Genomic DNA, 23,695 nt, shown 5'->3' with positions numbered 1-23,695 from the left:
GGGATGACGGGTTGCTGCGATGACGGGGAACTACATGTCGTGCTTTTTCAGATCCAGTCCGCGCGCCTGGTACTGCTTCCAGCGTTCGCGCAGGGGGCCGCGCGCCGAGTCGTCGGCCGGAACCACTTCGAGCACACGCTCGAAGCTGCCCGCCACCGGCTCGTCGCGCAGGTTGATCACCACCGGCCGCAACGGCGTGTCCGAATCGGGCGTGGCGATCAACACCGGCGCCAGTTCGTCCTCGTCGTCGCCGGCGACCTGGTGCGGGATGTAGGCGTTCTCGTCGAACTCCCACAACAACTCGTCCAGGCGCTCTGCCTGCTCGTCGTCGCGCACCAGCACCAGCGTCCACAGGTTGGCGTCATGCGCCTTGCGCGCGAGTTCGCACACCAGCAGCAGCGGTTCCTCGCGGAACCGCTCTTTCTGGATCAGGTAAAAGTCCGCGCGCGCCACGCGCTCAGGCCGCCCGGTCCAGCAGCCACTGGCTCAGCAGGCCGACCGGGCGACCGGTGGCCATGCCGCGCTTGCCTTCATCCGACGCGCTGCCGGCGATGTCCAGGTGCGCCCAGCGCTGGCCTTCGGTGAAGCGGCCGAGGAAGCAGCCTGCGGTGATCGCGCCGGCCCAGCGGCCGCCGATGTTGTAAACGTCGGCGAAGCTCGACTCCAGCAGGGTCTGGTACTCGTCCCACAGTGGCAGGCGCCAGGCGCGGTCGAACACGTTCTCGCCGGCATCGAGCAGTTCGGCGGCGAGGTCGTCGTGCTTGCTCATCAGGCCCGAGGCGAACTTGCCCAGGGCGACCATGCAGGCGCCGGTGAGCGTGGCCACGTCGACCAGCGCCTGCGGCTCGAAACGCTGCGCGTAGGTCAGCGCGTCGCACAGGATCAGGCGGCCTTCGGCGTCGGTATTGCCCACTTCGATGGTCTTGCCGGACATGCTGGTGAGCACGTCGGACGGACGGTAGGCATCGGCGTCGGGCATGTTCTCCACCGCCGGCACGATCACCACCAGGTTGACCGGCAACTGCATGCCGACGGCCGCGACGAACGTGCCCATGACGGTGGCGCCACCGCACATGTCGTACTTCATCTCCTCGATGCCGCCCTGGGTCTTGAGGTTGATGCCGCCGGTGTCGAAGGTGATGCCCTTGCCGACCAGCACATAGGGCTTGGCGTCGCCGCCGTTGCTGTACTTGAGGACGATGAGCTTGGGCGGGTTGGCCGAGCCGCGGCCGACCGCGAGCAGCGAGCCCATGCCCAGTTCGGTCATCTGCGCCACGTCGAGCACGTCGCACGAAGTGGTCTCGAAGCGGCCGGCGAACTCCTGCGCCTGCTGCGCCAGGTAGGCCGGGTTGCAGACGTTCGGCGGCAGGTTGCCCAGCTCGCGCGAGAACTGCACGCCGGCGGCGATGGCCTGGCCCTGTGCCAGGGCGACCGCGTCGTCGCCCAGGATCGAAAGCTTGCGCAGCCCGGGCTCTTCCTTCTTCTTGCTGGTGCCGAGCGTGGCCGTGTAGCGGTAGCAGGCGTGGTCGGCGGCGATCGCGGCCTGGCGGATCGCCCAGGCGCTGTCGCGGCCGGCGACCGGCACTTCCGACAGGGTGAACAAGGCATTGGCGACCGGGCCGTTGCGCAGGGCGCGGGCGGCGTCGCCGGCGGCCTTGAGGTATTGCGGCACGCCGAACTTGCCGGCGTCGCCCAGGCCGATCACCAGCACGCGCGGCGCGCTGACACCCGGCAGGTCGTAAAGCAGGGCGGTCTTGCCGGTCTTGCCACTGGCGTCGCCGCGCTCGAGCAGGGCAGCCAGGCGGCCGCCGCTGGCCTCGTCCACGGCCTTGGCCGCGGGCGTGAGGCTGTTGTCGGCAAAGGCGCCGACGACAACGCAGTCAGTGTGAGCGGCGGCAGGCGCGTCGCGGTTCAGGTCGAATTCGAGGGCCATCCAACAGATTCCCAAAAGCAGACAAAAATGGAGCCTGGCCAGAAACGTGGGCAGACGTACAACCAAACTCCGTACAATCGAGCGGCTGTGAGGGGGATGCAATGTCCCCGGCCGCGCTTCGCGCAGCCACCTCACGCCCTCGGACGAATTCCCCCGATTTTAGATCAACTTCCCAGATCAAGCCGCCCCGAAGCCAAAATCGATGCCCAAGCTTGACCGTTACCTGCTGAGCGAATTCTCCCAGGCGATCTTCGCCACCCTGGTGGTATTGCTGATCGTCACGGTGGGCGGGGCTTTCACCGACGTCCTCCAGGACATCGCCCGCGGCCGGGTCCCGGCCGGCCTGATGCTGGCCCAGCTGGGCCTGGTGCTGATCAAGTGGCTGCCGCTGATCCTGCCCCTGGCCCTGATGCTGGGCCTGATGATGGGCGTCGGCCGCCTCTACCGGGACTCGGAGATGCCGGTCATCGCCTCCATTGGCGTCGGCCCGCGGCGGATGCTCAAGCCCTTGATGCTGGTGGTCGGGCCGCTGGTGCTGGTGGTGGCGGCCTGCTCGCTGTGGCTGGGGCCGTGGGCGGACCGCCTGTCCAAGCAGATGATCAACGACGCCAACCGCAACCTGCTGATGGCCGGGCTCGAGCCGGGGGCCTTCGTTGGCATCCCCAATGGCCGCGGGGTGATCTATGTGGCCAACATGTCCAAGGACGGCCACCAGCTGCAGCGCGTGTTCGTCTACCGCGACGCCGGCGAGGGCCGGATCGACGTGACCACGTCGAACACCGGCGAGCTGACGATCGATGCCGCCGGGAACCGCTACCTGACGCTGTCGGGCGGCTTCCAGATCGAGGGCGCTCGCGCCGGCGCCAAGGATTTCCGCCTGCTGCGCTATGCCAGCAACGAGATCCTGCTGCCGGCCAACGAACTGAAGTTCGACCCCGATGCGCCGGAGATGCAGTCGACCCTGGCCCTGCTCGGCGACAGCCGTCGCGAGGCCCGGGCGCAGCTGCACTACCGGATTGCGCCGCCGCTGCTGGCGCTGGCATTCGCGCTGATGGCGGTACCGCTGGCGCGCAGCATGCCGCGCCAGGCGCGCTACGGGCGGATCCTCATTGGATTCCTGGCCTTCCTGATCGGGCAGAACCTGATGACGGCGGGGGTAGGCTGGTTGGAGAGCGGCAAGGTTGCCAGCTGGCTCGGCTTGTGGTGGCTTGTTTTGCCGATCATGGCCATTGCCACCTGGATGTACTTCACCGATGGGCGACTCGGGCGACCGAGGCAGGCGTTCGCCACCTCGAGGCTGAGGTCATGAGGCTGATGCCGCGGATCCATGACATTTATGTGGGCAAGACTGTGCTCGGCACGGTGCTGCTGGCCTGGGCCGTTCTCGGCGGCCTCGACGTGATGCTGGCGCTGGTGAGCGAGTTCGGCGACATCGGCAAAGGCAAGTACGGCATCGTCGAGGCGTTTGCCTATATCGGCCTGAGCGTACCTCGACGCATGTATTACCTGTTCCCCTATTCGGCGGTGATCGGCTCGCTGATGGCGCTGGGGCAGCTTGCTGCGACGTCGGAGCTGACCGCATTGCGTGCGGTCGGCCTGTCGCGCCGCCGCCTCGGCCTGGCCGTTGCCGGTGCGCTGGCGATCCTGACCGCATTGATGGTGTTCAGTGGCGAAAGCGTGTCGCCGTGGACCCAGCAGCGCGCCGATTCGCTCAAATCGGCGGCGAAGTCCGGCAACGCGGTGGTCGCGCAGTACAGCGGCCTGTGGGCGCGCGAGGGCGAAACCATCCTCAATGCCCAAGGCGGCGAAGAGCGCGAGCGCAATGGTGATCAGTGGCTTGAGCTGCGCGACGTCACCCTTTACCAGTTCGCGGACGACGGTCGCCTGAACTCGCTGGCATTCGTCAAGACGGCCGAGCATCGCCCCGGCGGCTGGCTGCTGCGCGACGTGACCCGCACCCATTTCGATGCCCGTTCGGTGCGGCGCGAGCATGTCGCACTGGAGCGCTGGCAGTCGCAGCTCGACGCGGCCGCGCTGTCGGCCGGCACCGAGCGGCCGCGTTATCTGTCGGCGATGGATCTGCGCACCGCGATCGAGTATCGCCGCCGCAATGGCCTGGATGCCTCGGAGTTCGAGGAACACTACTGGGGCCGCTGGTTCTATCCGATCAACGTGCTTGCGCTGTGCCTGGCGGCTGTGCCCTTCGCATTCGGCACGCTGCGCAGCGGCGGCATGGGCAAGCGCTTGTTCATCGGGATCGTGTTCGCACTGGGCTTCTGGTTGCTGCAGACCCAGTTCGTGAAGCTGGCGACGGTGTACAGGTTCGACTACCGCATCGCCTACCTGGCGCCGACCCTGATCATGCTCGGCGTGTCGGCGTTCCTGTTCAAGAAACGCAGCGGCTGACGCGCCTTACTTCGGTCGCTTGGGCAGCCGCACCATGCGCGTGCGGCTTGCGCGGTCGTGCCAGGTCAGGCGATCGCGATCGAACCACGCCCACCAGAAGCCCAGGCCGGCGAGCAGCAGCGAGACCGTGCCGACCGCGTAACGCGTCAGCAGCGCGCGCCAACCCGGGGCTCCGCCACCGTCGGCGATGACCTGCAACCGCCACGGGCGCATGCCCAGCGTCTGTCCACCGCGCCGCCAGCTCAGCACCGAGTAGGCGGCGCCGATCAGCCAGCACACCAGCCACAGCAACCACTGCAGCGCACTGAAGGGCGCGATGTTCTCGTGGCTGTCGTGGCCACTGGCCGTGTAGGCGAAGGTGAAGATCGCCGACGCCAGCATCCACAGCGCCACCACTGGCCACAGGTCGTAGAACAGCGCCAGCAGGCGCCAGCCGATCAGGGCGGCGGGCGCGGAGGGTGCCGCGGGCGCAGCGGAATGGGGTTCGGAGGAGGGCGATGCCATCGCATCAGGATAGCCGCTGCGCTGGCCGGCCGCTAAGCTGCGTGCATGAGTGCACGAACGCCCGCATCGACACCCGCGCATCGCCGCGGCGTGGCGATGGCATTGCCGCAACTGCGCGATGGCGACGGCAATGTCATCGCGGCGTTCATCGATGCGATCTGGGCCGAGAACGGCCTGGCCCAGCCGTCGCTCGACAGTTACCGCCGCGACCTGGAGCTGCTCGCGCGCTGGCGCGACGGCCGAGTTGGCGGTCTCGCCGGTGCCGACCGTGCCACCCTGTTCGATTACCTCGCCTGGCGCGCCCAGCTCGGCTATTCGCCGCGCAGCAATGCCCGGTTGCTGTCGGCGCTGCGCGCGTTCTACGCCTGGCAGGTGCGGCGCGGTGAACGGGCCGACGATCCGACCGCGCTGCTGGAGCCCCCGAAGCTGCCGCGCTCGCTGCCCAAGGCGCTGGCCGAGAGCCAGATCGAAGCCCTGCTGGCCGCGCCCGACATCGAAGACCCCAATGGCCTGCGCGATCGCGCGATGCTCGAGTTGATGTACGCCGCGGGCCTGCGTGTCAGCGAACTGGTCAACCTGCCGGCAACCGCGGTCAACCTGCGCCAGGGCGTGCTGCGGGTGATGGGCAAGGGCAGCAAGGAGCGCCTGGTGCCGCTGGGCGAGGAGGCGCAGCACTGGCTCGAGCGCTACCTCGCCAGCGCCCGGCCGCAACTGGCCGCCAAGCGCGCGTTGGCGCCGCTGTTCCTGACTGCCGGCGGGGTCGCGCCGACGCGGCAGCAGTTCTGGGTGCTGGTCAAGCGCTATGCCGGATTCGCCGGCATCGACCCGGCCCGGATCAGTCCGCACGGCCTTCGCCACAGTTTCGCCACGCACCTGCTCAACCACGGCGCCGACCTGCGCGCGCTGCAGATGCTGCTCGGCCACAGCTCGCTGTCGACGACCCAGATCTACACGCTGGTCGCGCGCGAGCAGCTCAAGCAGTTGCATTCGCGCCATCACCCGCGCGGGTAGCTCGCCGGCGTGGGAGCTCATCCGGCAAGGCCCGCGGGCCGCGAAGGTGAACGGTAGCGGGACCAAGGGCACTGGCCGCGCCGGGGTCTCATGCCACAATCCGGGGCATCCCCCACCACGCGGGCCGTCGACCGGCGCCCCTGTCAGGAATCCCACATGAAGCGAATCCTCCTTGCCGCGCTCGGCGCCCTGAGCCTTTCCGCCTGTGCCCAAGCGCCCGGTGGCGCGGCGCAGGCGCCAGGCAGCGCCAAGCCGGCAATGGCCGTCGCCGCCAAGCCCAAGGCCGGCACCGCCGATGCGCGGGCCGTCGAAGCGGTGCGGCTGCTCAACCCGCGGGTCGAGGTCGACCGCGTCGGCGCGGCGCCGCTGCCGGGCTTTCGCGAAGCGATCGTGGCCGGGCAGGTGGTCTATGTCAGCGATGACGGCAAGTACCTGTTCCTGCCGGGTTCCGGCGGCGCCCTGTTCGACGTCAACTCCAGGAAGAACCTGAGCGAAGACTCGATGGCGGCGGTGCGCAAGCAGCTGCTCGACACCATTCCGGTCAGCGAGCGCATCGTGTTCGCCCCGGCCAAGCCCAAGTACACCGTGGCGGTCTTCACCGACGTGGAGTGCGGTTACTGCCGCAAGCTGCACAGCGAGATCGCCGAGTACAACCGCCAGGGCATCGCCATCCAGTACCTGGCGTTCCCGCGCATGGGCCTGGGCAGCGACGACTACAAGAAGATGGTGGCGGTGTGGTGCGCGCCGGACCGGCGCAAGGCGCTCACCGATGCCAAGAACGACCGCATCCCGCCGTATAGCAACTGCAAGAGCACGGTGAACATGCAGTACGACGTCGGCCAGCGCGTCGGCCTGACCGGCACGCCGATGATCCTCAGCAGCGAAGGTGTCCAGCTGGGCGGTTACATCCCGCCGGCGGCACTGCGCGAAGCCCTCGACAAGCTGGCGGCCGAGCAGGCCAGCCACGCGACGGCGGTCAAGCCCGGCGCCTGACCGTTACGGACCGGTCCGGACCGCTCCGGTCCGGTCCGCCAAGGTCCGGTTATGGGGGCCGCGGCCGCCGGCCCGGTCCCCTGCGCAGCGTGCGCAACGCCTGCTGCCAGTGGGTTTCGCGGCTCATTCCGCACGTGGCGCGAGCCGCTTCCAGTCGCCGATCGATCCGGGCCGGTTCGCGCCAGACTCGAAAACAGGCGGGGCAGCGGCCTCTTCGCTACAATGTCGGGCCCGACGTTGCACGGTTCCCCGGACATGATCGTCCTCGAGGGCGCATCCGCCCTGTCGCCGTTCCGCCGCGAGCGGCTCCAAGCCCGCCTGCAAGCCCTCCATCCGTCTGTCCGAATCCTTGGTGCCTGGCCCGTCTACTGGGTCGAGCCCGAGACCGGTGCGGCGCCTGACGCAGAAGCCCTGCGCCGCATCCTCCAGGCCGAGCCGGGCGAGGCTGCGCGCGCGGACGGTGCTGTCTCCCGTTTCGTCACGCCGCGCCTGGGCACGCTGTCGCCCTGGGCAAGCAAGGCGACCGAGCTGCTGCGCGGCGCCGGCCTGCCGGTCAAGCGCGTCGAACGCGGCACCCGCTACGACCTGACCGGATGGCCGACCGATGCCGCCAGCCAGGGCGCATTGGCCAAGGTCCTGCACGATCCGATGACGCAGTCACTGCTGGACGCGCGCGACGACGCCGCGGCGCTGTTCACCACGCCCGCGCGCGGCCAGCTCGAGCGCATTGCGCTGGCCGACCTGGAAAACGCCAACATCCGCCTCGGCCTGGCCCTGGCCGAGGACGAGATCGCCTACCTGCGCGAGCGCTTCAACGTGCTCGGCCGCGAGCCGGCCGACGTCGAGCTGATGATGTTCGCGCAGGCGAACTCCGAGCACTGCCGGCACAAGATCTTCAACGCGTCGTGGACGCTCGACGGTGCGGAACAGCAGCAATCGCTGTTCAAGATGATCAAGCACACCCACGCCACCACGCCCGAGCACACGCTCTCGGCGTACAGCGACAACGCGGCGGTCGTCGAAGGCTACGCCAGCCGTCGCTTCCGTCCCGATCCGGTCACGAAGGGTTACCGCGCCGAAGCGCAGGTCGACTCGGCGTTCGCGATCAAGGTCGAGACGCACAACCACCCGACCGCGATCGCCCCGTTCCCCGGCGCGTCGACCGGCAACGGCGGCGAGATCCGCGACGAAGGCGCCACCGGCCGCGGTGGCCGTCCCAAGGCCGGCCTGTGCGGTTTCAGCGTCTCGCACCTGCGCATCCCGACCCTGCCGCAGCCGTGGGAGCGCGAGCGTTCGCTCAACCCGCGCATGGCCTCGGCGCTGGAAATCATGCTCGACGGCCCGATCGGCGCGGCCGCGTTCAACAACGAGTTCGGCCGCCCGAACCTGACCGGCTACTTCCGCAGCTTCGAGCTCGACGAAGGCACGCACGCGCGCGCCTACGACAAGCCGATCATGCTCGCCGGCGGCCTGGGCGCGATCGACCGCGTGCAGGTCACCAAGCTGGGCATGCAGCCGGGCGATGCGGTGATCGTGCTCGGTGGCCCGGCGATGCTGATCGGCCTGGGCGGCGGCGCCGCCAGTTCGGTCGCCTCCGGCGACAGCCACGAAGAACTCGATTTCGCCAGCGTCCAGCGCGACAACCCGGAGATGGAGCGTCGCTGCCAGGAAGTGCTCGACCGCTGCGTCGCCCGCGGCCTCGACAATCCGATCGCGACCGCACACGACGTCGGCGCCGGTGGTTTGTCGAACGCGATCCCGGAGCTGCTGCACGACTCCGGCCTGGGCGGCATCATCGACCTGGCCAAGGTGCCCAGCGACGATCCGTCGTTGTCGCCGATGCAGTTGTGGTGCAACGAATCGCAGGAGCGCTATGTGCTCGGCCTGCCCGCCGACCGCGTCGAGGAATTCGCGCAGATCTGCGAGCGCGAGCGCTGCCCGTTCGCCGTGGTCGGGCATGCCACCGCCGAGGAACACCTGGTCGTCGGCTACGGCGCCACCGGCGAGAACGCGCGCGAAGCCGGACATGACTGGCCGATCGACCTGCCGATGGACGTGCTGTTCGGCAAGCCGCCGAAGATGCACCGCGACGCCCGCCGTCCGCCGCCGGCGCCGTGGCCGGCGCTGGACTGGAACGGCCTGGAACTGCGCGACGCGGCCCTGCGCGTGCTCGCGCATCCGTCGGTCGCCTCCAAGAACTTCCTCGTCACCATTGGCGACCGCACCGTCGGCGGCCTGACCGCGCGCGACCAGATGATCGGTCCGTGGCAGCTGCCGATGTCCGACTGCGCCATCACCCTGTCGGGCTTCGACGGTTTCGTCGGCGAGGCCATGTCGATCGGCGAGCGCACCCCGCTGGCCCTGATCGACGCCGCCGCCGCTGCGCGCATGGCCGTGGGCGAGGCGATCACCAACCTGTGCGCGGCCCCGGTCGAATCGCTCAACCGCATCAAGCTGTCGGCCAACTGGATGGCCGCCGCCGGCCATGCCGGCGAGGACGCGCGCCTGTTCGACGCGGTCAAGGCCGTCGGCATGGAGCTGTGCCCGGACCTGGAGCTGAGCATCCCGGTCGGCAAGGACTCGCTGTCGATGCAGGCGCAGTGGAACAGCGACGGCGTGCAGTCCAAGTCGGTCTCGCCGGTGTCGCTGATCGTCAGCGCGTTCGCGCCGGTGGTCGATGTGCGCCAGCAGCTGACCCCGCTGCTGGACCGCAACGAGGAGTCGGAGCTGTGGCTGATCGGCCTGGGCGCCGGCAAGCAGCGCCTGGGCGGTTCGGTGCTGGCGCAGTGCCACCCCGATGCCATCGGCAAGCAGGACTCGCAGCTGCCGGCCTTCGCCGGTGCACTCGGCGTGCCCGACCTGGACAACCCGCAGCGCCTGCGCGACTTCTTCGAGCTGATCCGCGATGCGCGCGAAGCCGGCCTGTTGCGCGCCTACCACGACCGTTCCGACGGCGGTGCGCTGGCGGCGCTGTGCGAGATGGCGTTCTGCTCGCGGCTGGGCCTGGACATCGCCCTCGACGGTTGGGGCCATGACCCGTTCCGCACGCTGTTCAACGAGGAACTCGGCGCGATCGTGCAGGTCGCCGACGAGGACCGCGCGATCTTCGCCGACATGGTCTCGCGCCACGGACTGATCGACTGCGCGCAGCGCATCGCGCGCCCGACCACGGCGCCGGCGATCCGCGTCCGCGACGAAGGCCAGACCCTGGCCGAATGGCGCTGGGACGAGCTGTTCGACGCCTGGTGGTCGACCAGCCACGCCCTGCAGAAGCTGCGCGACAACCCCGAGTGTGCCGACGAGGAGCGCGCCCTGGCGCGCGACTTCAACGCACCGGGCCTGAAGACGCGGCTGTCGTTCGACCCGTCGCAGGATGTGGCTGCACCGTTCATCAACACCGGCGCACGGCCGAAGGTGGCGATCCTGCGCGAGCAGGGCGTCAACGGCCAGATCGAAATGGCGGCGGCATTCGACCGCGCCGGCTTCGAGGCGTTCGATGTGCACATGAGCGACCTCATCGGCGGTCGCGTTTCGCTGGCCGACTTCAAGGGCATCGCCGCCTGCGGTGGTTTCAGCTACGGCGACGTGCTCGGTGCCGGCCGCGGCTGGGCGACCTCGGTGCTCGAGCGCAGCGCGCTGCGTGACGCCTTCGCTGCGTTCTTCGCGCGCGAGGACAGCTTCTCGCTGGGCGTGTGCAACGGTTGCCAGATGCTGTCGCAGCTCAAGCCGATCATCCCCGGCGCCACCCACTGGCCGAAGTTCCTGCGCAATGCCAGCGAGCAGTTCGAGGCGCGCCTGGGGCTGCTGGAAGTGGTCGAGTCGCCATCGCTGTTCTTCCGCGGCATGGCCGGCTCGCGCATCCCGGTCGCGGTCGCGCACGGCGAAGGCCGCGCAGACTTCGACAGCGCCCTGGACCAGAGCGCCGCGCACGTTTCGTTGCGCTATGTCGACGGCAACGGCGCGGTCGCCACGCGCTACCCGCTCAACCCGAACGGTTCGCCTGACGGCATCACCGGCCTGACCAGCGACGACGGCCGCGCCACCATCCTGATGCCGCATCCGGAGCGCACCCTGCGCAGCGCCAACCTCAGCTGGGCGCCGGCGGAGTGGGGCGAGGACTCGCCGTGGCTGCGGATGTTCCGCAACGCCCGGGTGTGGGTCGGCTGATGCCGCTCTGAGCCCCTCTCCCGCTGGCGGGGAGGGGTAGGCGCGGGGAATCGGCCTGATCAAGTCGCGTTGCGGGCAAGGCCATGGCTTCGCCCGCGCCGGGATGTGACGTAAAGTCCATGGCCTGAAAGCCACGGAGGACGGCGTGAACGCAGTCGCCAACGACACCGGCCAAGCCAGCCTCGATGACCGCATCGTCGCGGCCCTGCTCGCCAAGGGGCGGCTGAAGGACGCCGACCTGGCGCGCGCACGTCGCCTGCAGGAAGAAACCGGCGGCGGCCTGCTCGGCCTGCTGGCGCGACTGGGCCTGGTGTCCGAGCGCGACCACGCCGAAACCTGCGCCGAAGTACTCGGCCTGCCGCTGGTCAGCATCAAGGACGCACCGGAGCTGCCTCCGGAGGGCGTGGCGATGTCGGCCCGCTTCATGAAGCAGTTCGCGGTCTGTCCCGTCGGCGAAAGCGACACCGCGGTCGACGTGTTGATGGCCGACCCGCAGGACCTGTACAGCATCGATGCACTGCGACTGGCCACCGGGCGCGATATCCGCCCGGCCGTCGCGCTGCGCTCGGAGATTGGCGACCTGGTCGAACGCTGGTACGGCCAGGGCCGCAGCGCCATGGGCGCGATCGTGGAGACCGCCGAAGGCGAGGGCAGCGCAGGCGACCTGGACGACGTCGAGCACCTGCGCGACCTGGCCTCGGAAGCGCCGGTCATCCGCCTGGTCAACCTGGTCATCCAGCGAGCGGTCGAACTGCGCGCATCGGATATCCACATCGAACCGTTCGAGAGCCGGCTGAAGGTGCGCTACCGCGTCGACGGCGTGCTGACCGAAGGCGAAAGCCCGCCGGCCAACCTCACCGCGGCGGTGATCAGCCGCGTCAAGATCATGGCCAAGCTCAACATCGCCGAGCGCCGCCTGCCGCAGGACGGCCGCATCATGCTGCGCGTGCAGGGCAAGGAACTCGACCTGCGCGTGAGCACGGTGCCGACCGCGCACGGCGAGAGCGTGGTGATGCGACTGCTCGATCGCGAAACCGTGGTGTTCGACTTCAAGCGCCTGGGCTTCACCGACGCCTTCCTGCCGCAGTTCCAGAAGGTGCTCGACCAGCCGCACGGCATCTTGCTGGTGACCGGCCCGACCGGCTCGGGCAAGACCACCACGCTGTACACCGCGCTGAGCAAGCTCAACACCACCGACGTCAAGATCATCACGGTGGAGGACCCGGTCGAGTACCAGATCGAGGGCATCAACCAGATCCAGGCCAAGCCGCAGATCGGCCTGGATTTCGCCCATGCCCTGCGCAGCATCGTCCGCCAGGACCCCGACATCATCATGATCGGCGAAATGCGCGACCTGGAGACGTGCCGCATCGCGATCCAGTCCGCTCTGACCGGTCACCTGGTGCTGTCGACGCTGCACACCAACAACGCCGCCGGCGGCATCACCCGCCTGCTCGACATGGGCGTGGAGGACTACCTGCTGACGTCCACGATCAACGGCATCCTCGGCCAGCGCCTGGTGCGCAAGCTGGAGCTGACTCACGCCGAGAAGTACCTGGCGTCGCCGGAGGAAATCGAGAAATTCCACCTGCGCCGCCACCAGCCCACCGGCGACATCTACCTGTACCACCCGCGCCCGTCGGCGATCGCGCCGAACGGTTACCTCGGCCGCACCACCATCGTCGAATTCCTGGTGATGAACGACGAGTTGCGCCGCGCCGTGATGCGCCATGCCGGCGTGGGCGAGATCGAACAGATCGCCCGCCAGTCCGGCATGCGCACGATGTACGAAGACGGCATCATCAAGGCGCTGGCAGGGGAAACGACGATAGAGGAAGTGCTGCGGGTGACCGAGGATGCCTGACTGGGTCCTCCGCGCCCCAGCTACCCGTCATTCCCGCGAAGGCGGGAACCGACCAATCCGTCATTCCCGCGAAGGCGGGAACCGACCAATCCGTCATTCCGGCGAAGGCGGGAACCGACCAATCCGTCATTCCCGCGAAGGCGGGAACCGACCAATCCGTCATTCCCGCGAAGGCGGGAACCGACCAATCCGTCATTCCCGCGAAGGCGGGAACCCAGTGACTTGGACGTGCAATGCCTATGGACAGGCAACCAGCCGTATACATCCTTGCGAGCCGTCGCAATGGCACCCTGTACATCGGCGTCACCAGTGACCTCGTTGCGCGGATCTGGCAGCACCGGCAGCATCTGGTCGCAGGCTTTTCGTGCGCACATGGAACGACATGCCTGGTGTGGTACGAACAGCACGAAACCATGGACAACGCGATCACGCGAGAGAAGCGGCTCAAGAAATGGAATCGCGCCTGGAAAATCCGCTTGATTGAACAGATGAACCCGTACTGGAATGATCTGTGGCGAGACATATGCGGCTGAGGAGCGAAGTCACTGGGTTCCCGCCTTCGCGGGAATGACGGATTGGCCCGCCTTCGCGGGAATGACGGATTGGCCCGCCTTCGCGGGAATGACGGATTGGCCCGCCTTCGCGGGAATGACGGATTGGCCCCCTGCGCGGGAATGACGAGTAACGATGCCCCTCTACCACTACAAAGCCCTCAACCCTCGCGGTGAACTGCTCGACGGCCAGATGGAGGCCGCCAGCAATGCCGAGGTGGTGGCGCGCCTGCAGGAACAGGGGCATCTGCCGGTCGAGGCGAAGCTGGCCAGCGAGGCGTCCGGCGCTTCGTTCTGGCGGGGGCTGTTCAAGCCCAGGCCGTTTGCCGGTGCGCGCCTGGTGCAGTTCACCCAGCAACTGGCCACTCTGCTCGGCGCCGGGCAACCGCTCGACCGCGCCCTGACCATCCTGCTGGAATTGCCCGAGGACGAACTCGCGCGACGCACGATCGGCGATGTCCGCGATGCGGTGCGCGGTGGCAGTTCGCTGTCGTCGGCGCTGGAGCGCCAGCACGGCACGTTCTCGCGCCTGTACGTCAACATGGTCCGCGCCGGCGAGGCCGGTGGCAGCCTGCACGAAACGCTGTCGCGGCTGGCCGATTACATGGAACGTTCGCGCGCGCTGCAGGGCCGCGTGATCAATGCGCTGATCTATCCGGCGATCCTGCTGGTGATGGTCGGCCTGAGCCTGCTGTTCCTGCTGGGTTACGTCGTGCCGCAGTTCGCGGCGATGTACGAGAGCCTCGACGCCGCGCTGCCGCTGTTCACCCGGATCATCCTGGGCATCGGCCTGTTCGTGCGCGACTGGTGGATCGTGCTGCTGGTGGTGCCGGCGCTGGCGCTGTGGTGGTTTGACCGCAAGCGCCGCGATCCGGTGTTCCGCGAGGCCTTCGATCGCTGGTTGCTGCAGCGCCGGTTCGCCGGCGCACTGGTGGCCAAGGTCGAGACCGCGCGGCTGGCGCGGACGCTGGGCACGCTGGTGCGCAATGGCGTGCCGCTGATGGCCGCGCTCGGTATCGGCCGCAACGTGCTCGGCAACCGCGTGCTCGCGGCCGATGTCGCGGCTGCGGCCGAGGAGGTCAAGAACGGCGTGGCGCTGTCGACCGCGCTCGGTCGCGGCAAGCGTTTCCCGCGGCTGGCGTTGCAGATGATCCAGGTCGGCGAGGAGTCGGGCACGCTCGACGCGATGCTGGTCAAGACCGCCGAGACGTTCGAGCAGGAAACCGCGCTGGCGCTGGACCGGATGCTGGCGGCGCTGGTGCCGCTGGTGACGGTGGTGCTGGCCTCGGTCGTCGGCACGGTGGTGCTGGCGGTGCTGACGCCGTTGTATGACCTGACCAACGCCATCGGCTGATCCGGACCGGCGCAGGAATGGGGAACTGAATGTACCCGCGCGCAGTCAGCCCACTGGCAACCGATTTCGGGTAAACATCCCGTTTTGAACGTCGCCTTCCGGACGTACCCTGTTCCGTACCGTCTTCGTCACCGCTTTCCGACAAGGATCCCCCACATGCGTAACCGTCGCTCGTTGACCCGCTCCCCGTCTGCTGCCCGCCAGCGCGGCATGAGCCTGATCGAGATCATCATCGTGATCGTGCTCATCGGCGCGGTGCTGGCATTCGTCGGCAGCCGTGTGCTCGGCGGCAAGGACCGCGGCGACTACAACATCGCCAAGGCCCAGGTGCAGACGATGGCGGGCAAGGTCGACGCGTTCCAGATGGACACCGGCCGCCTGCCGACCTCGCTCGAGGAGCTCGTGACCCAGCCGACCGACGTCAACGGCTGGCTCGGCCCGTATGCGAAGCCGGCCGAACTGAAGGACCCGTGGGGCCACCCGATCGAATATCGCGCCCCGGGCGAAGGCGGCCCGTTCGACCTGGTCATCCTCGGCAAGGATGGCAAGGTCGGCGGCACCAGCGTCGACGCCGACATCAAGTACGAGTAAGCCATCACGCCACTGCCACCAGGTTCGAGTCGGATGCAGCATCCCGCCCGCGGCGCATCGTTGCTGGAGATGCTGCTGGTGATCGCGCTGATCGCCGCGATCAGCGTGCTGGCGACGGCGGCGCTGGGCGGTGGCATCCAGGGCATGCAGTTGCGCTCGGCGGCCAAATCGGTGGCCGCGCAGCTGCGCTACACGCGCACGCAGGCCATCGCCACCGGCAGGAAACAGAGCTTCACCCTCGACCCGGCCGCGCACACCTGGACCGCACCCAATGGCCGCAAGGGCGAGATCGCTCCCGCCCTGCGCATCACCTTCACCGGCGCCCGTGAATTGCAGCCGCGGCGCGGCGAAGGCGCGATCGTCTTTTTCTCCGACGGCGCCAGCAGCGGGGGCCGGGTCCAGCTCAGCGCCCGCGACGCTGCGTGGAACATCGACGTGGCGTGGCTGACCGGCGAAGTGCGCCTGCGCAGGGCGACGGGAGCGCCGCAATGAGGGCGATGACGCGCCAGCGCGGCTATACGCTGCTCGAGGTCATCGTCGCCTTCGCCCTGTTGGCGTTGGCGCTGACGTTGTTGCTGGGCATTCTTTCGGGCGCGGCGCGCCAGGTTCGCGGCTCCAGCGATGGCGCGCGCGCGGCGCTGTACGCGCAGTCGCTGATGGCGGAGGTCGGCACCGGTGAAGCCCTCGTCGCCGGCCAGCGTACCGGTGACTTCGAGGACGGCCGCTATCGCTGGCAACTGCGCATCGCGCCGTGGCGCGACCGCGCGCTTGCGGCGGCACGGCAGCAGGTCGATCCCAATACCGCCGCGCTGTTCGAGGTCACCCTGGCCGTCCAGTGGGGCGATGCCGGGCCGGCCCAGCGCCTTCAGTTGCGTTCGTTGCGGATGGTCACCGGAGACAGCGAAGGGGCGTCGCCATGAGTCCCGGCGCCGTCCGTCGCATGCGTGGCTTCACCCTGATCGAAGTGCTGCTGGCGACGGTGCTGCTGGTGGCCGGCCTGGCGCTGGCGTTCACCACCCTCGGCGCGGCCAACCGCACGGCCATCCGCGGCGAGGCGATGGCCGATCGCAGCGAACACATGCGCGCCGTCGCCGGTTTCCTGCGCAGTCGCCTGACCGCCACGCGACCGGTGTCGTTCGCCTTCGACGAAAGCAGCGGCACGGCGATCCGCTTCGTCGGCGAGCCCGACCGCCTGCGTTTCGTCGCCGACCTGCCGGACTACCTGGGCCGTGGTGGCCCGTACCTGCACGACCTGACGATCGAGGACGACGGGGGCGACACGCGGATCTCGCTCGCGCTGGGCATGGTGCTGGCCGGCCAGGTGGTCGAAGAGCAGCCGCCGCGCCCGCCGGAATTGCTGGTTGATGGATTGCGCGAAGCGCATTTCCGCTACCGCGCATTGAACGAAGACGGGCGCCTGGGCGACTGGCAGGACACGTGGGAGGCCAGCCAGCGCCTCCCCTTGCTGGTCGAGGTGACCCTGGTCGACCGCGACGGCCGCGCCTGGCCGCCGCTGGTGGTGTCGCTGCCGCTGTCGGCGCAGCTCGACGCCTCTGGACTGCCGGTGCAGCAGCTATGACCACGCTGCGGCCAGGCAACCCGATGCGGGGAACCGCACGAGGAGCCGCACGAGGAGCCGCACGAGGAGCCGCACGAGGAGCCGCACGAGGCACTGCCCTGATCCTGGTCCTGTGGCTGATCGTGCTGCTGACCTCGGTGATCGGCGCCTTTGCCTTGATGGCGCGAATCGAGAGCCTGCAGGGCAAGGTGCTGGTGCGCGGGCTGGTCGCCTCCGGTGCCGCCCGCGCCGGCATGGAGTATTCATTGACCCGGGTCGGCCTCAGCGATCCGCGGCTGAAATGGCGTCCGGACGGACGCACCTATCGCTGGCGCTACGGCGACGCCGACGTCGAAGTGCAAATGACCGACGAGAGCGGCAAGGTCGATCTCAACCAGGCCGACGCGCAGTTGCTGGCGATGCTGATCCAGGGCGCCGGCGGCGGCGAGGATGGGAGCAGGATGGACCAGACGCAGGCGGCGCGCCTGGCCGGGGCGATCGTCGACTGGCGCGACAGCGACCCGCTGACGCAGCCCAGCGGTGGCGGCGAGGACGCCGACTACGCTGCGGCCGGGCTGCCGTACGGGGCCAAGGACGCCGAATTCGAAAGCGTGGCCGAGCTCGAGCAGGTCATCGGATTCACCCCGCGGTTGTACGCGCGGCTGGAACCGTATCTCACCGTCTACAGCGGCCGCGACCGTCCGGACGCGACCTACGCGGCAGGGCCGGTGCTCGATGCCATGGGCCTGAGCGGCGACGAACTGGTCGCGCAGCGGCAGCGGCCCGATGCGAACGGGCTGGCACCGGGAGTGCCGCAAGGGTTGCCGCAGGACATCGCCGGCGTGGCCGGAGGCGGCACCGGCACCTATAGTATCGACAGCCGTGCACGGCTCGCCGATGGTCGCGAGTCGGTGTTGCGGGTCGTTGTCCGCGTCGGGGGTGGGGCTTTGCCCGGCATGGCCTACACTCCGCTGCGCTGGGAGGAGGGAGCTTCACCACGATGAATGCAGGCAGCCAGACACGGCAGGGAGCCGACTGGGCGCAGGACCGGCTGCGGCGCATGGGCGCGCGGCTGGCCCCTGGCGCGGGTGGGTTTCTGGGCTGGTGGGGGCACAACCTCGCCGCCTGGCTGCCCTTGCGCGTGCGCCGCGTGCTTGGCTTCGACCGCGGCCGGCTGCTGCTGCAACTGCATGAGCAGTCCCTGCAACTGCGCCTGCAGCAGGGCGGTCAACTGCACGAACTCGGATCGATTCCGGCCGTGGCCCTGGATGCGGTCGTCGACCCGTTGGCGCCGTTGCTGCCGCCGCGGCTGGCCGACCTGCCGCGCTGGCTGTTGCTGCCCGCCTCGGCCGGGCTGCGCCGCCGTCTCGCACTTCCTGCCGCCGCCGCCGAACGACTGCGCGACGTGGTCGGGTTCGAGATCGACCGGCAGACGCCGTTCACCGCCGACGCGGTCGCCTTCGATGCGCGCGTGCTCGGCCGCCGCGACAGCGACGGCATGCTCGACACCGAGCTGGTGGTCGTGCCGCGGCAGGGGCTGGATCCGCAACTGGCGGCGCTCGGTCCGCTGGCGCAGAGCCTTGCCGGCATCGATGTCGCCGGCGGCGCCGGCGTTCCGCTGGGCGTCAACCTGTTGCCACCGGCGGCGCGTCGCCACCACGGCGACCCGTTCCGGTTCTGGAACCTGGCTTTGGTCGCGATCGCGGTGCTCGCCGTCGCCGCAACCATGTGGCAGCTGCTGGGCAATCGCCGCGCCGCCGCCGACGACCTCGAACAGACCATCGCCCGACACGCCGCTGCCGCGCGCGCCGCGGCGACGCAGCGACAGACGCTGATCGAACTGACCGAAGGCCAGGCGTTCCTCGACCGCACCCGCGCCGAACGGCCGACCACCCTGGAAGTGATCGACGAGCTGACCCGGCGCCTGCCCGACAGCACCTACCTGGAAAAGCTCGCGATCGAGGACAGCACGCTCACCATGATCGGCCTCAGCCGCGAGGCGCCGTCGCTGATCCAGCGCCTGCAGGGCTCGCCGCTGTGGCGCGCGCCGGCGCTGACCGGTGCGCTGATCCCCGATCCGGCCAGCGGACGCGACCGTTTCACGCTGACCGCCGAACTCGGACCGGCGGCGCCGCCGCAACCGGCCGCGCGCCCACGCGAGGAGGCAGACAATGGCCAGTAACGCCGCCTCGGCCGTGCAAACCGCGCAGCGCCGCATCGATCGGGATCGCTGGCTGGCGCTGGGCCTGTTCCTGGCGGCGCTGGCGCTGGCCTACCTGGTCCTGGTGCATCCGTGGTGGACCGTGCCCATGCTCGATGCCGGTGAACGCCTGCAAACGCTGCAGGAGCGCGAACTTCGCCAGCGCATGCAATTGCAGCAGGCGCCCCTGGTGAGCAAGCGCCTGCAGCAGCTGCAGACGCAACAGGCGAGCCTGCCCGGCTTCCTGCCCGAAAGCAGCGCCGAACTGGCCACCGCCAACCTGGTGCAGCGACTGGAAGCGGTCGTCGCCCAGGCCAGCCCCGGCAATCGCAGCTGCGCGATCAGCAACCGTTCGCCGCTGAGCGAGCCGCGGCGCGAGCGCTATGCGCGCGTGGTGGTGCAGGTGCGCATGCGCTGCGGCAATCCGGAACTGGCCGCCGTGCTGCATGCGCTTGAAAGCGGCGCGCCGCGGCTGTTCGTCGGCAACCTCAACATCCTGTCCTCGCGCGGTTATTTCCTGCCAGGCAACACCCAGCCCGGCGGCGATGGCGGACTGGATGTCAGCTTCGACCTGTCCGGCTACCTGCGCCCCGGCGCCGCACCGGCGGAGGTGAAGCGTGCGCCTTGACGATGCCGGCCCGCGCACCTGGTTGCTCGCCGCCGTGGCCGGCTGGGCCGTGCTGGCCTGGTTGCTGGCCCTGGCCGGCATGGGCCGGCATGCACCGGAACTGGACGCCGACCCGAGCCTGCTGCGGCCGTTGCCGAGCGCGCGTGCGCAAGCCGCCGAGCGGCTGGGGCCGCTGGCGCAGTACGCGCCGATCGGTGCGCGTCCGTTATTCAGCCAGGACCGCCTGCCCAAGCCGTTCTTCCTGCAGGGAAAGGGCGAAGGCGACGGCAAGGACAACGCCTTCGACTATCTGCTGACCAGCGTGCTGATCACGCCCAACCTGCACATGGCGATCCTGCAGCCGGCCGATGGCAGCGAATCGGTCCGGGTCAAGCTCGGCGACGTGCCCGAGTCGCACCCGTCGTGGCGCCTGACCGCACTCAACGCGCGCAGCGCGGTCTTCGAAGGCCCGGATGGGCGACGCGAGATGACACTGCGCGTGTTCGATGGCCAGGGCGGTCAACCGCCGACACAACTCAACGCCGGGCTACCGCCGCAGGGGCTGCCGGCCGGAATTTCGGCGGCGCCGCAGCCCAGGCCGCAGTCGGGCCGCGCACCGACCGTTCCACCCCGTGCGGGAACGGCGCAACCCAACGCATCCTCAGCGCCGCCCGCGCTGCAGGCGGCCTCGGGTGCGCAGCAGCAATCGGGCGCGGCAGACGAGGATGCGCCGGTGACTCCCGAGGCGCAGATGGAAGCGATCCGCAAGCGGATCGAAGCGCGACGTGCGCAGATGCGGCAGCAGCAGGCCGCGCAACCCCCGGCCAAGACGCCTTAGAGTGAACGAATGAAGCCCAGCGCCCGGAAGCTCGCCGCCCGCCAATTCGCCACCCAGGCGATCGTCACCACCACCATCGCCAGCCTGCTGGCGGCCTGCGCAAGCGCGCCGGTGCCGAACGTGCGACGCGATGGCCGGCCCGCCCCGGTGCAGCAGGAGACGGCCACGACGGCCGGCACGACGACGCAGCCGCTGCCCGATCCGGCCACCGGTGGTGATGCCCGTCCGCAGATCCGTCGCGGCACGGGCCAGGTGATCAACAAGAGCGCCGGATCGGCGCCGCCGCCGAACCTGGGAGCCACCAGCGGCTCGGCCACCTTCAACTTCGAAGGCGAATCGCTGCACGCGGTGGTCAAGGCGATCCTCGGCGACATGCTCGGCCAGAACTACGTCATCGCCCCGGGCGTGCAGGGCACCGTGACCCTGGCCACGCCCAAGCCGGTCAGCCCGGCCGAGGCGCTGAACCTGCTCGAGATGGTGCTGGGCTGGAACAACGCGCGCCTGGTCTACAGCGGCGGCCGTTACAACGTGGTCGCCGCCGACCAGGCCCTGGCCGGCAACGTCGCCGCGCGCACCGGCGGGGCGGCCAACGCGCGAGGTTTCGAGGTGCGCACGGTGCCGCTCAAGTACGTCTCGGCGACCGAGATGGAAAAGATCCTCAAGCCCTACGCGCGACCGAACGCGATCGTCAACGTCGACAATTCCCGCAACGTCATAACCGTTGGCGGCAGCCGCGCAGAGCTCGAGAACTACCTGCGCACGATCGAGGTGTTCGACGTCGACTGGCTGGCCGGCATGTCGGTGGGCGTGTTCCCGCTGCAATCGGGCAAGGCCAGCAAGGTCGTGGCCGATCTGGAGAAGGTGTTCGGCGAGCAGAGCAAGTCGCCGGTGGCGGGCATGTTCCGTTTCATGCCGCTGGAAGGCGCCAATGCGGTGCTGGTGATCACGTCCCAGGCGAACTATCTCGACGACATCCAGCAGTGGCTCGACCGGATCGATAACGCCGGCGGCAGCGTCCAGCTGTATTCCTACGAGCTGAAGTACATCAAGGCCAAGGACCTCGCCGACCGCCTGAGCGACGTGTTCGGCAACGGCCGCAGCGGCAACGGCGGCGGCGGCAACGGCGCACCGTCGCTGATGCCGGGCCTGGAACCGGTCGAGCTCAAGGACGGCGACTACGGCAGTACGGCGACGCTGGGCGGTGGCGACACCGGCAGCTCCGGCGGCAGCGGTGGTGGTGGCCTGGGCGAAGGCTCGCTTTCGCTCAATGCCCGCCAGAGCGGCAACGCCGGCCTTACCCTCGAAGTCGACGGCGACCGCGTCGGCGTATCGGCGATCGAGGAAACCAACTCGCTGATCGTGCGCAGCAGCCCGTCGGCGTGGAAGTCGATCCGCGACGTGATCGAGCGCCTCGACGTGATGCCGATGCAGGTGCACATCGAGGCGCAAGTGGTGGAAGTGCAGCTGCAGGGCGAACTGCGCTACGGCGTGAGCTGGTTCCTGGAAAAGGCGGCGACCGACAACGGCTTTCCGGACGTGACCGAGCGCGGTACCGGCATCCCGCCGAAGTGGAGCACGCTGGGCGCGAGCATTGGTGGCGTCGGCGGCAACGGCCTGGTCTGGTCGCTGTTCAAGAATGACGCCGCGGCCGTGATCAGCGCGCTCGACAGCATCACCGACCTGCAACTGCTGCAGACGCCCTCGGTGATGGTGCGCAACAACGCCGAGGCCACGCTCAATGTCGGCAGCCGCATCCCGATCTCGTCGGTGACGGTCAATTCCGGCGTCAACACCGACAACACCTACAGCCAGGTCCAGTACCTCGACACCGGCACCATCCTCAAGGTGCGCCCGCGCGTGGCCAAGGATGGCGTGGTGTTCCTGGACATCGTCCAGGAAGTCAGCACGCCCGGCAGTCCCGATACGGCAGATCCGAACGGCAACGTGCGCATCGACACGCGCCGGCTCAAGACCGAGGCCGCGGTGCAGAGCGGCGACACGGTGATGCTCGCTGGCCTGATCAACGATGGCGTCACGCGCGGCGCCTCCGGCTTGCCGGGGTTGAGCCGGATTCCGGTCATCGGTGCGCTGTTTGGCACGCAGACTTCGCAGAAGACGCGCAACGAAGTGATCATCCTGCTGACGCCGACCATCGTCCAGAACCCGCAGGAGGCCCGCGACCTGACCGACGAGTACGGCCGCCGCTTCCGCGCGATGGAACCGTTGCAGAACAAACCGCGCCGGCCGGGACAGCAGTGACGCCAGCGTCTGGCGCGGCACCCATCGTGGTGGTGCCGGTGGGCAGCGACGACGAGGCGCTCGATGGCTGCCTGGCCGCGCTCGATGCCGCCACCGCGCCGGGCACGCACGTGTGGCTGGCCGACGATGCCCAGGCCGGTCCGCGCGGCTACGCCATCATCGAGCGCTGGATTGCGCGCACCGCGCTGAAGGCCGACTACACGCGGCGCCAGCGCAGCGTTGGCGAGGTCGCGCATCTCGACGAAGTGCTGGCCGCATGCGGCGATGCCGATGTCGCCGTGCTGGCGGCCGATGCGACGCCTTCGCCGGGTTGGCTGCTGCGATTGTCCACCGGGCTCGCCAGCGACGGCGCCATCGCCACCGCGACGCCCTGGAGCAACGCCGGCGAAGCCGCATCGTGGCCGCGCATCGGCGAGATCGACGCCATTCCGCATGACCTCGATCGCCTGTCGCGCGCGGCTGCCGGCATGCCGGCACTGCATCCGGAACTGCCTGCCGCCGTGACCCATGCGGTGCTGATCCGCGGCAGTGCGCGCCGCCGCGTCGGCGGTCTGGATGCCAGCAGCTACGGCTCGTGGTACGCGGCCCTGATCGACCTGTCGTTGCGACTGGCCGGCCTGGGCTGGCGCAACGTGCTGTGCGACACCGCCTTCGTCGGCCGCCGCGGCGAAGGCGTGCCGTTCGACGGCGACATGGACGCACTGGCGGCGCGCTGGCCCGACTGGCATCGGCGACTGGCAAACTTCCTCATGCAGGACCCGTTGCGACCCTCGCGCACGCAACTGGCCCTGCTGCTCGACAGCATCGGCCCGCCGGAACCGCAACGTGATCTCTTCGCCTGATTCTCCCGCCCCTGCAG

21 protein-coding genes are annotated in these 23,695 nt (G+C 69.2%); 18 read left to right on the top strand and 3 right to left on the bottom strand.

Annotated features, from left to right (window positions below):
- Positions 1 to 30: 30 nt before the first annotated feature.
- Both AC1DER_RS07320 and AC1DER_RS07315 read right to left on the bottom strand, forming a co-directional pair.
- Positions 31 to 453 carry a DNA polymerase III subunit chi gene (locus AC1DER_RS07320; protein ID WP_441816803.1) on the bottom strand — a complete coding sequence of 141 codons (423 nt, stop codon included), beginning with the start codon at positions 451 to 453 and terminating at the stop codon, positions 31 to 33.
- A 4-nt stretch (positions 454 to 457) separates the two neighbouring features.
- Positions 458 to 1,933, bottom strand: coding sequence for a leucyl aminopeptidase (locus tag AC1DER_RS07315; protein ID WP_477246242.1), 1,476 nt, complete (start codon positions 1,931 to 1,933; stop codon positions 458 to 460).
- A 202-nt stretch (positions 1,934 to 2,135) separates the two neighbouring features.
- Between AC1DER_RS07315 and lptF the strand changes: the two genes are divergently transcribed.
- Together lptF and lptG are read left to right on the top strand one after the other, a co-directional pair.
- Positions 2,136 to 3,242, top strand: coding sequence for an LPS export ABC transporter permease LptF (gene lptF / locus AC1DER_RS07310; protein WP_477246240.1), 1,107 nt, complete (start codon positions 2,136 to 2,138; stop codon positions 3,240 to 3,242).
- Positions 3,170 to 4,339, top strand: a complete 1,170-nt coding sequence (gene lptG / locus AC1DER_RS07305) for an LPS export ABC transporter permease LptG (protein WP_477246259.1) — start codon at positions 3,170 to 3,172, stop codon at positions 4,337 to 4,339. The genes lptF and lptG overlap by 73 nt, the downstream gene beginning before the upstream one ends.
- Before the next feature lie 6 nt (positions 4,340 to 4,345).
- Here the strand turns inward: lptG and AC1DER_RS07300 are convergent, their stop codons facing one another.
- Entirely contained in the window at positions 4,346 to 4,843 is a 498-nt protein-coding gene (locus AC1DER_RS07300; protein WP_477246238.1) for an RDD family protein, read from the bottom strand.
- Positions 4,844 to 4,888: 45 nt separating this feature from the next.
- On the opposite strand from AC1DER_RS07300, the gene xerD reads away from it, so the two are divergent.
- From xerD to AC1DER_RS07220, 16 genes are all read left to right on the top strand, one after another.
- Positions 4,889 to 5,854 carry a site-specific tyrosine recombinase XerD gene (gene xerD, locus AC1DER_RS07295; protein ID WP_477246236.1) on the top strand — a complete coding sequence of 322 codons (966 nt, stop codon included), beginning with the start codon at positions 4,889 to 4,891 and terminating at the stop codon, positions 5,852 to 5,854.
- Positions 5,855 to 6,010: 156 nt separating this feature from the next.
- Entirely contained in the window at positions 6,011 to 6,847 is an 837-nt protein-coding gene (locus tag AC1DER_RS07290; protein WP_441816798.1) for a DsbC family protein, read from the top strand.
- A gap of 255 nt (positions 6,848 to 7,102) precedes the next feature.
- Complete coding sequence (gene purL, locus AC1DER_RS07285; RefSeq protein ID WP_477246233.1) at positions 7,103 to 11,014, top strand: phosphoribosylformylglycinamidine synthase; 3,912 nt, start codon at positions 7,103 to 7,105, stop codon at positions 11,012 to 11,014.
- Positions 11,015 to 11,159: 145 nt separating this feature from the next.
- Positions 11,160 to 12,878, top strand: coding sequence for a type II secretion system ATPase GspE (gene gspE / locus AC1DER_RS07280; protein WP_477246231.1), 1,719 nt, complete (start codon positions 11,160 to 11,162; stop codon positions 12,876 to 12,878).
- Positions 12,879 to 13,117: 239 nt separating this feature from the next.
- The gene (locus tag AC1DER_RS07275; protein WP_477246229.1) at positions 13,118 to 13,411 is read left to right on the top strand and encodes a GIY-YIG nuclease family protein; all 294 of its coding nucleotides are present in this window, start codon (positions 13,118 to 13,120) and stop codon (positions 13,409 to 13,411) included.
- A gap of 154 nt (positions 13,412 to 13,565) precedes the next feature.
- The gene (gene xpsF, locus AC1DER_RS07270; protein WP_441816794.1) at positions 13,566 to 14,783 is read left to right on the top strand and encodes a type II secretion system protein XpsF; all 1,218 of its coding nucleotides are present in this window, start codon (positions 13,566 to 13,568) and stop codon (positions 14,781 to 14,783) included.
- Positions 14,784 to 14,939: 156 nt separating this feature from the next.
- A complete protein-coding gene (gene gspG, locus AC1DER_RS07265; RefSeq protein ID WP_441816793.1) occupies positions 14,940 to 15,374 on the top strand; it encodes a type II secretion system major pseudopilin GspG in 435 nt (144 codons plus the stop codon).
- A gap of 33 nt (positions 15,375 to 15,407) precedes the next feature.
- On the top strand, positions 15,408 to 15,866 hold the full coding sequence (gene xpsH / locus AC1DER_RS07260; RefSeq protein ID WP_441816792.1) for a type II secretion system protein XpsH: 459 nt from the start codon (positions 15,408 to 15,410) through the stop codon (positions 15,864 to 15,866).
- 5 nt (positions 15,867 to 15,871) lie between these two features.
- Positions 15,872 to 16,294 carry a type II secretion system protein XpsI gene (gene xpsI, locus AC1DER_RS07255; protein WP_477246257.1) on the top strand — a complete coding sequence of 141 codons (423 nt, stop codon included), beginning with the start codon at positions 15,872 to 15,874 and terminating at the stop codon, positions 16,292 to 16,294.
- Entirely contained in the window at positions 16,291 to 16,953 is a 663-nt protein-coding gene (locus tag AC1DER_RS07250; RefSeq protein ID WP_477246224.1) for a prepilin-type N-terminal cleavage/methylation domain-containing protein, read from the top strand. The genes xpsI and AC1DER_RS07250 overlap by 4 nt, the downstream gene beginning before the upstream one ends.
- Positions 16,954 to 16,976: 23 nt before the next feature.
- Entirely contained in the window at positions 16,977 to 17,936 is a 960-nt protein-coding gene (locus AC1DER_RS07245) for a type II secretion system minor pseudopilin (RefSeq protein WP_477246255.1), read from the top strand.
- Entirely contained in the window at positions 17,933 to 19,114 is a 1,182-nt protein-coding gene (locus tag AC1DER_RS07240) for a PilN domain-containing protein (protein ID WP_441816789.1), read from the top strand. The genes AC1DER_RS07245 and AC1DER_RS07240 overlap by 4 nt, the downstream gene beginning before the upstream one ends.
- On the top strand, positions 19,104 to 19,760 hold the full coding sequence (gspM, locus tag AC1DER_RS07235; RefSeq protein ID WP_477246222.1) for a type II secretion system protein GspM: 657 nt from the start codon (positions 19,104 to 19,106) through the stop codon (positions 19,758 to 19,760). The genes AC1DER_RS07240 and gspM overlap by 11 nt, the downstream gene beginning before the upstream one ends.
- Entirely contained in the window at positions 19,750 to 20,577 is an 828-nt protein-coding gene (locus AC1DER_RS07230) for a type II secretion system protein XpsN (protein WP_477246220.1), read from the top strand. The genes gspM and AC1DER_RS07230 overlap by 11 nt, the downstream gene beginning before the upstream one ends.
- A gap of 9 nt (positions 20,578 to 20,586) precedes the next feature.
- Positions 20,587 to 22,836: a type II secretion system secretin GspD gene (gspD, locus tag AC1DER_RS07225; protein ID WP_477246218.1), complete on the top strand. Its 2,250-nt coding sequence runs from the start codon at positions 20,587 to 20,589 to the stop codon at positions 22,834 to 22,836.
- Complete coding sequence (locus tag AC1DER_RS07220) at positions 22,833 to 23,678, top strand: glycosyltransferase family 2 protein (protein ID WP_477246216.1); 846 nt, start codon at positions 22,833 to 22,835, stop codon at positions 23,676 to 23,678. Before gspD ends, AC1DER_RS07220 begins: the two co-directional genes overlap by 4 nt.
- Positions 23,679 to 23,695 lie beyond the last annotated feature (17 nt).

The sequence above is a fragment of the Lysobacter sp. 05T417 genome (assembly GCF_056396405.1).
Note: the sequence above shows the minus strand (reverse complement) of the source record. Positions and strands in the feature narration are given on the sequence as shown.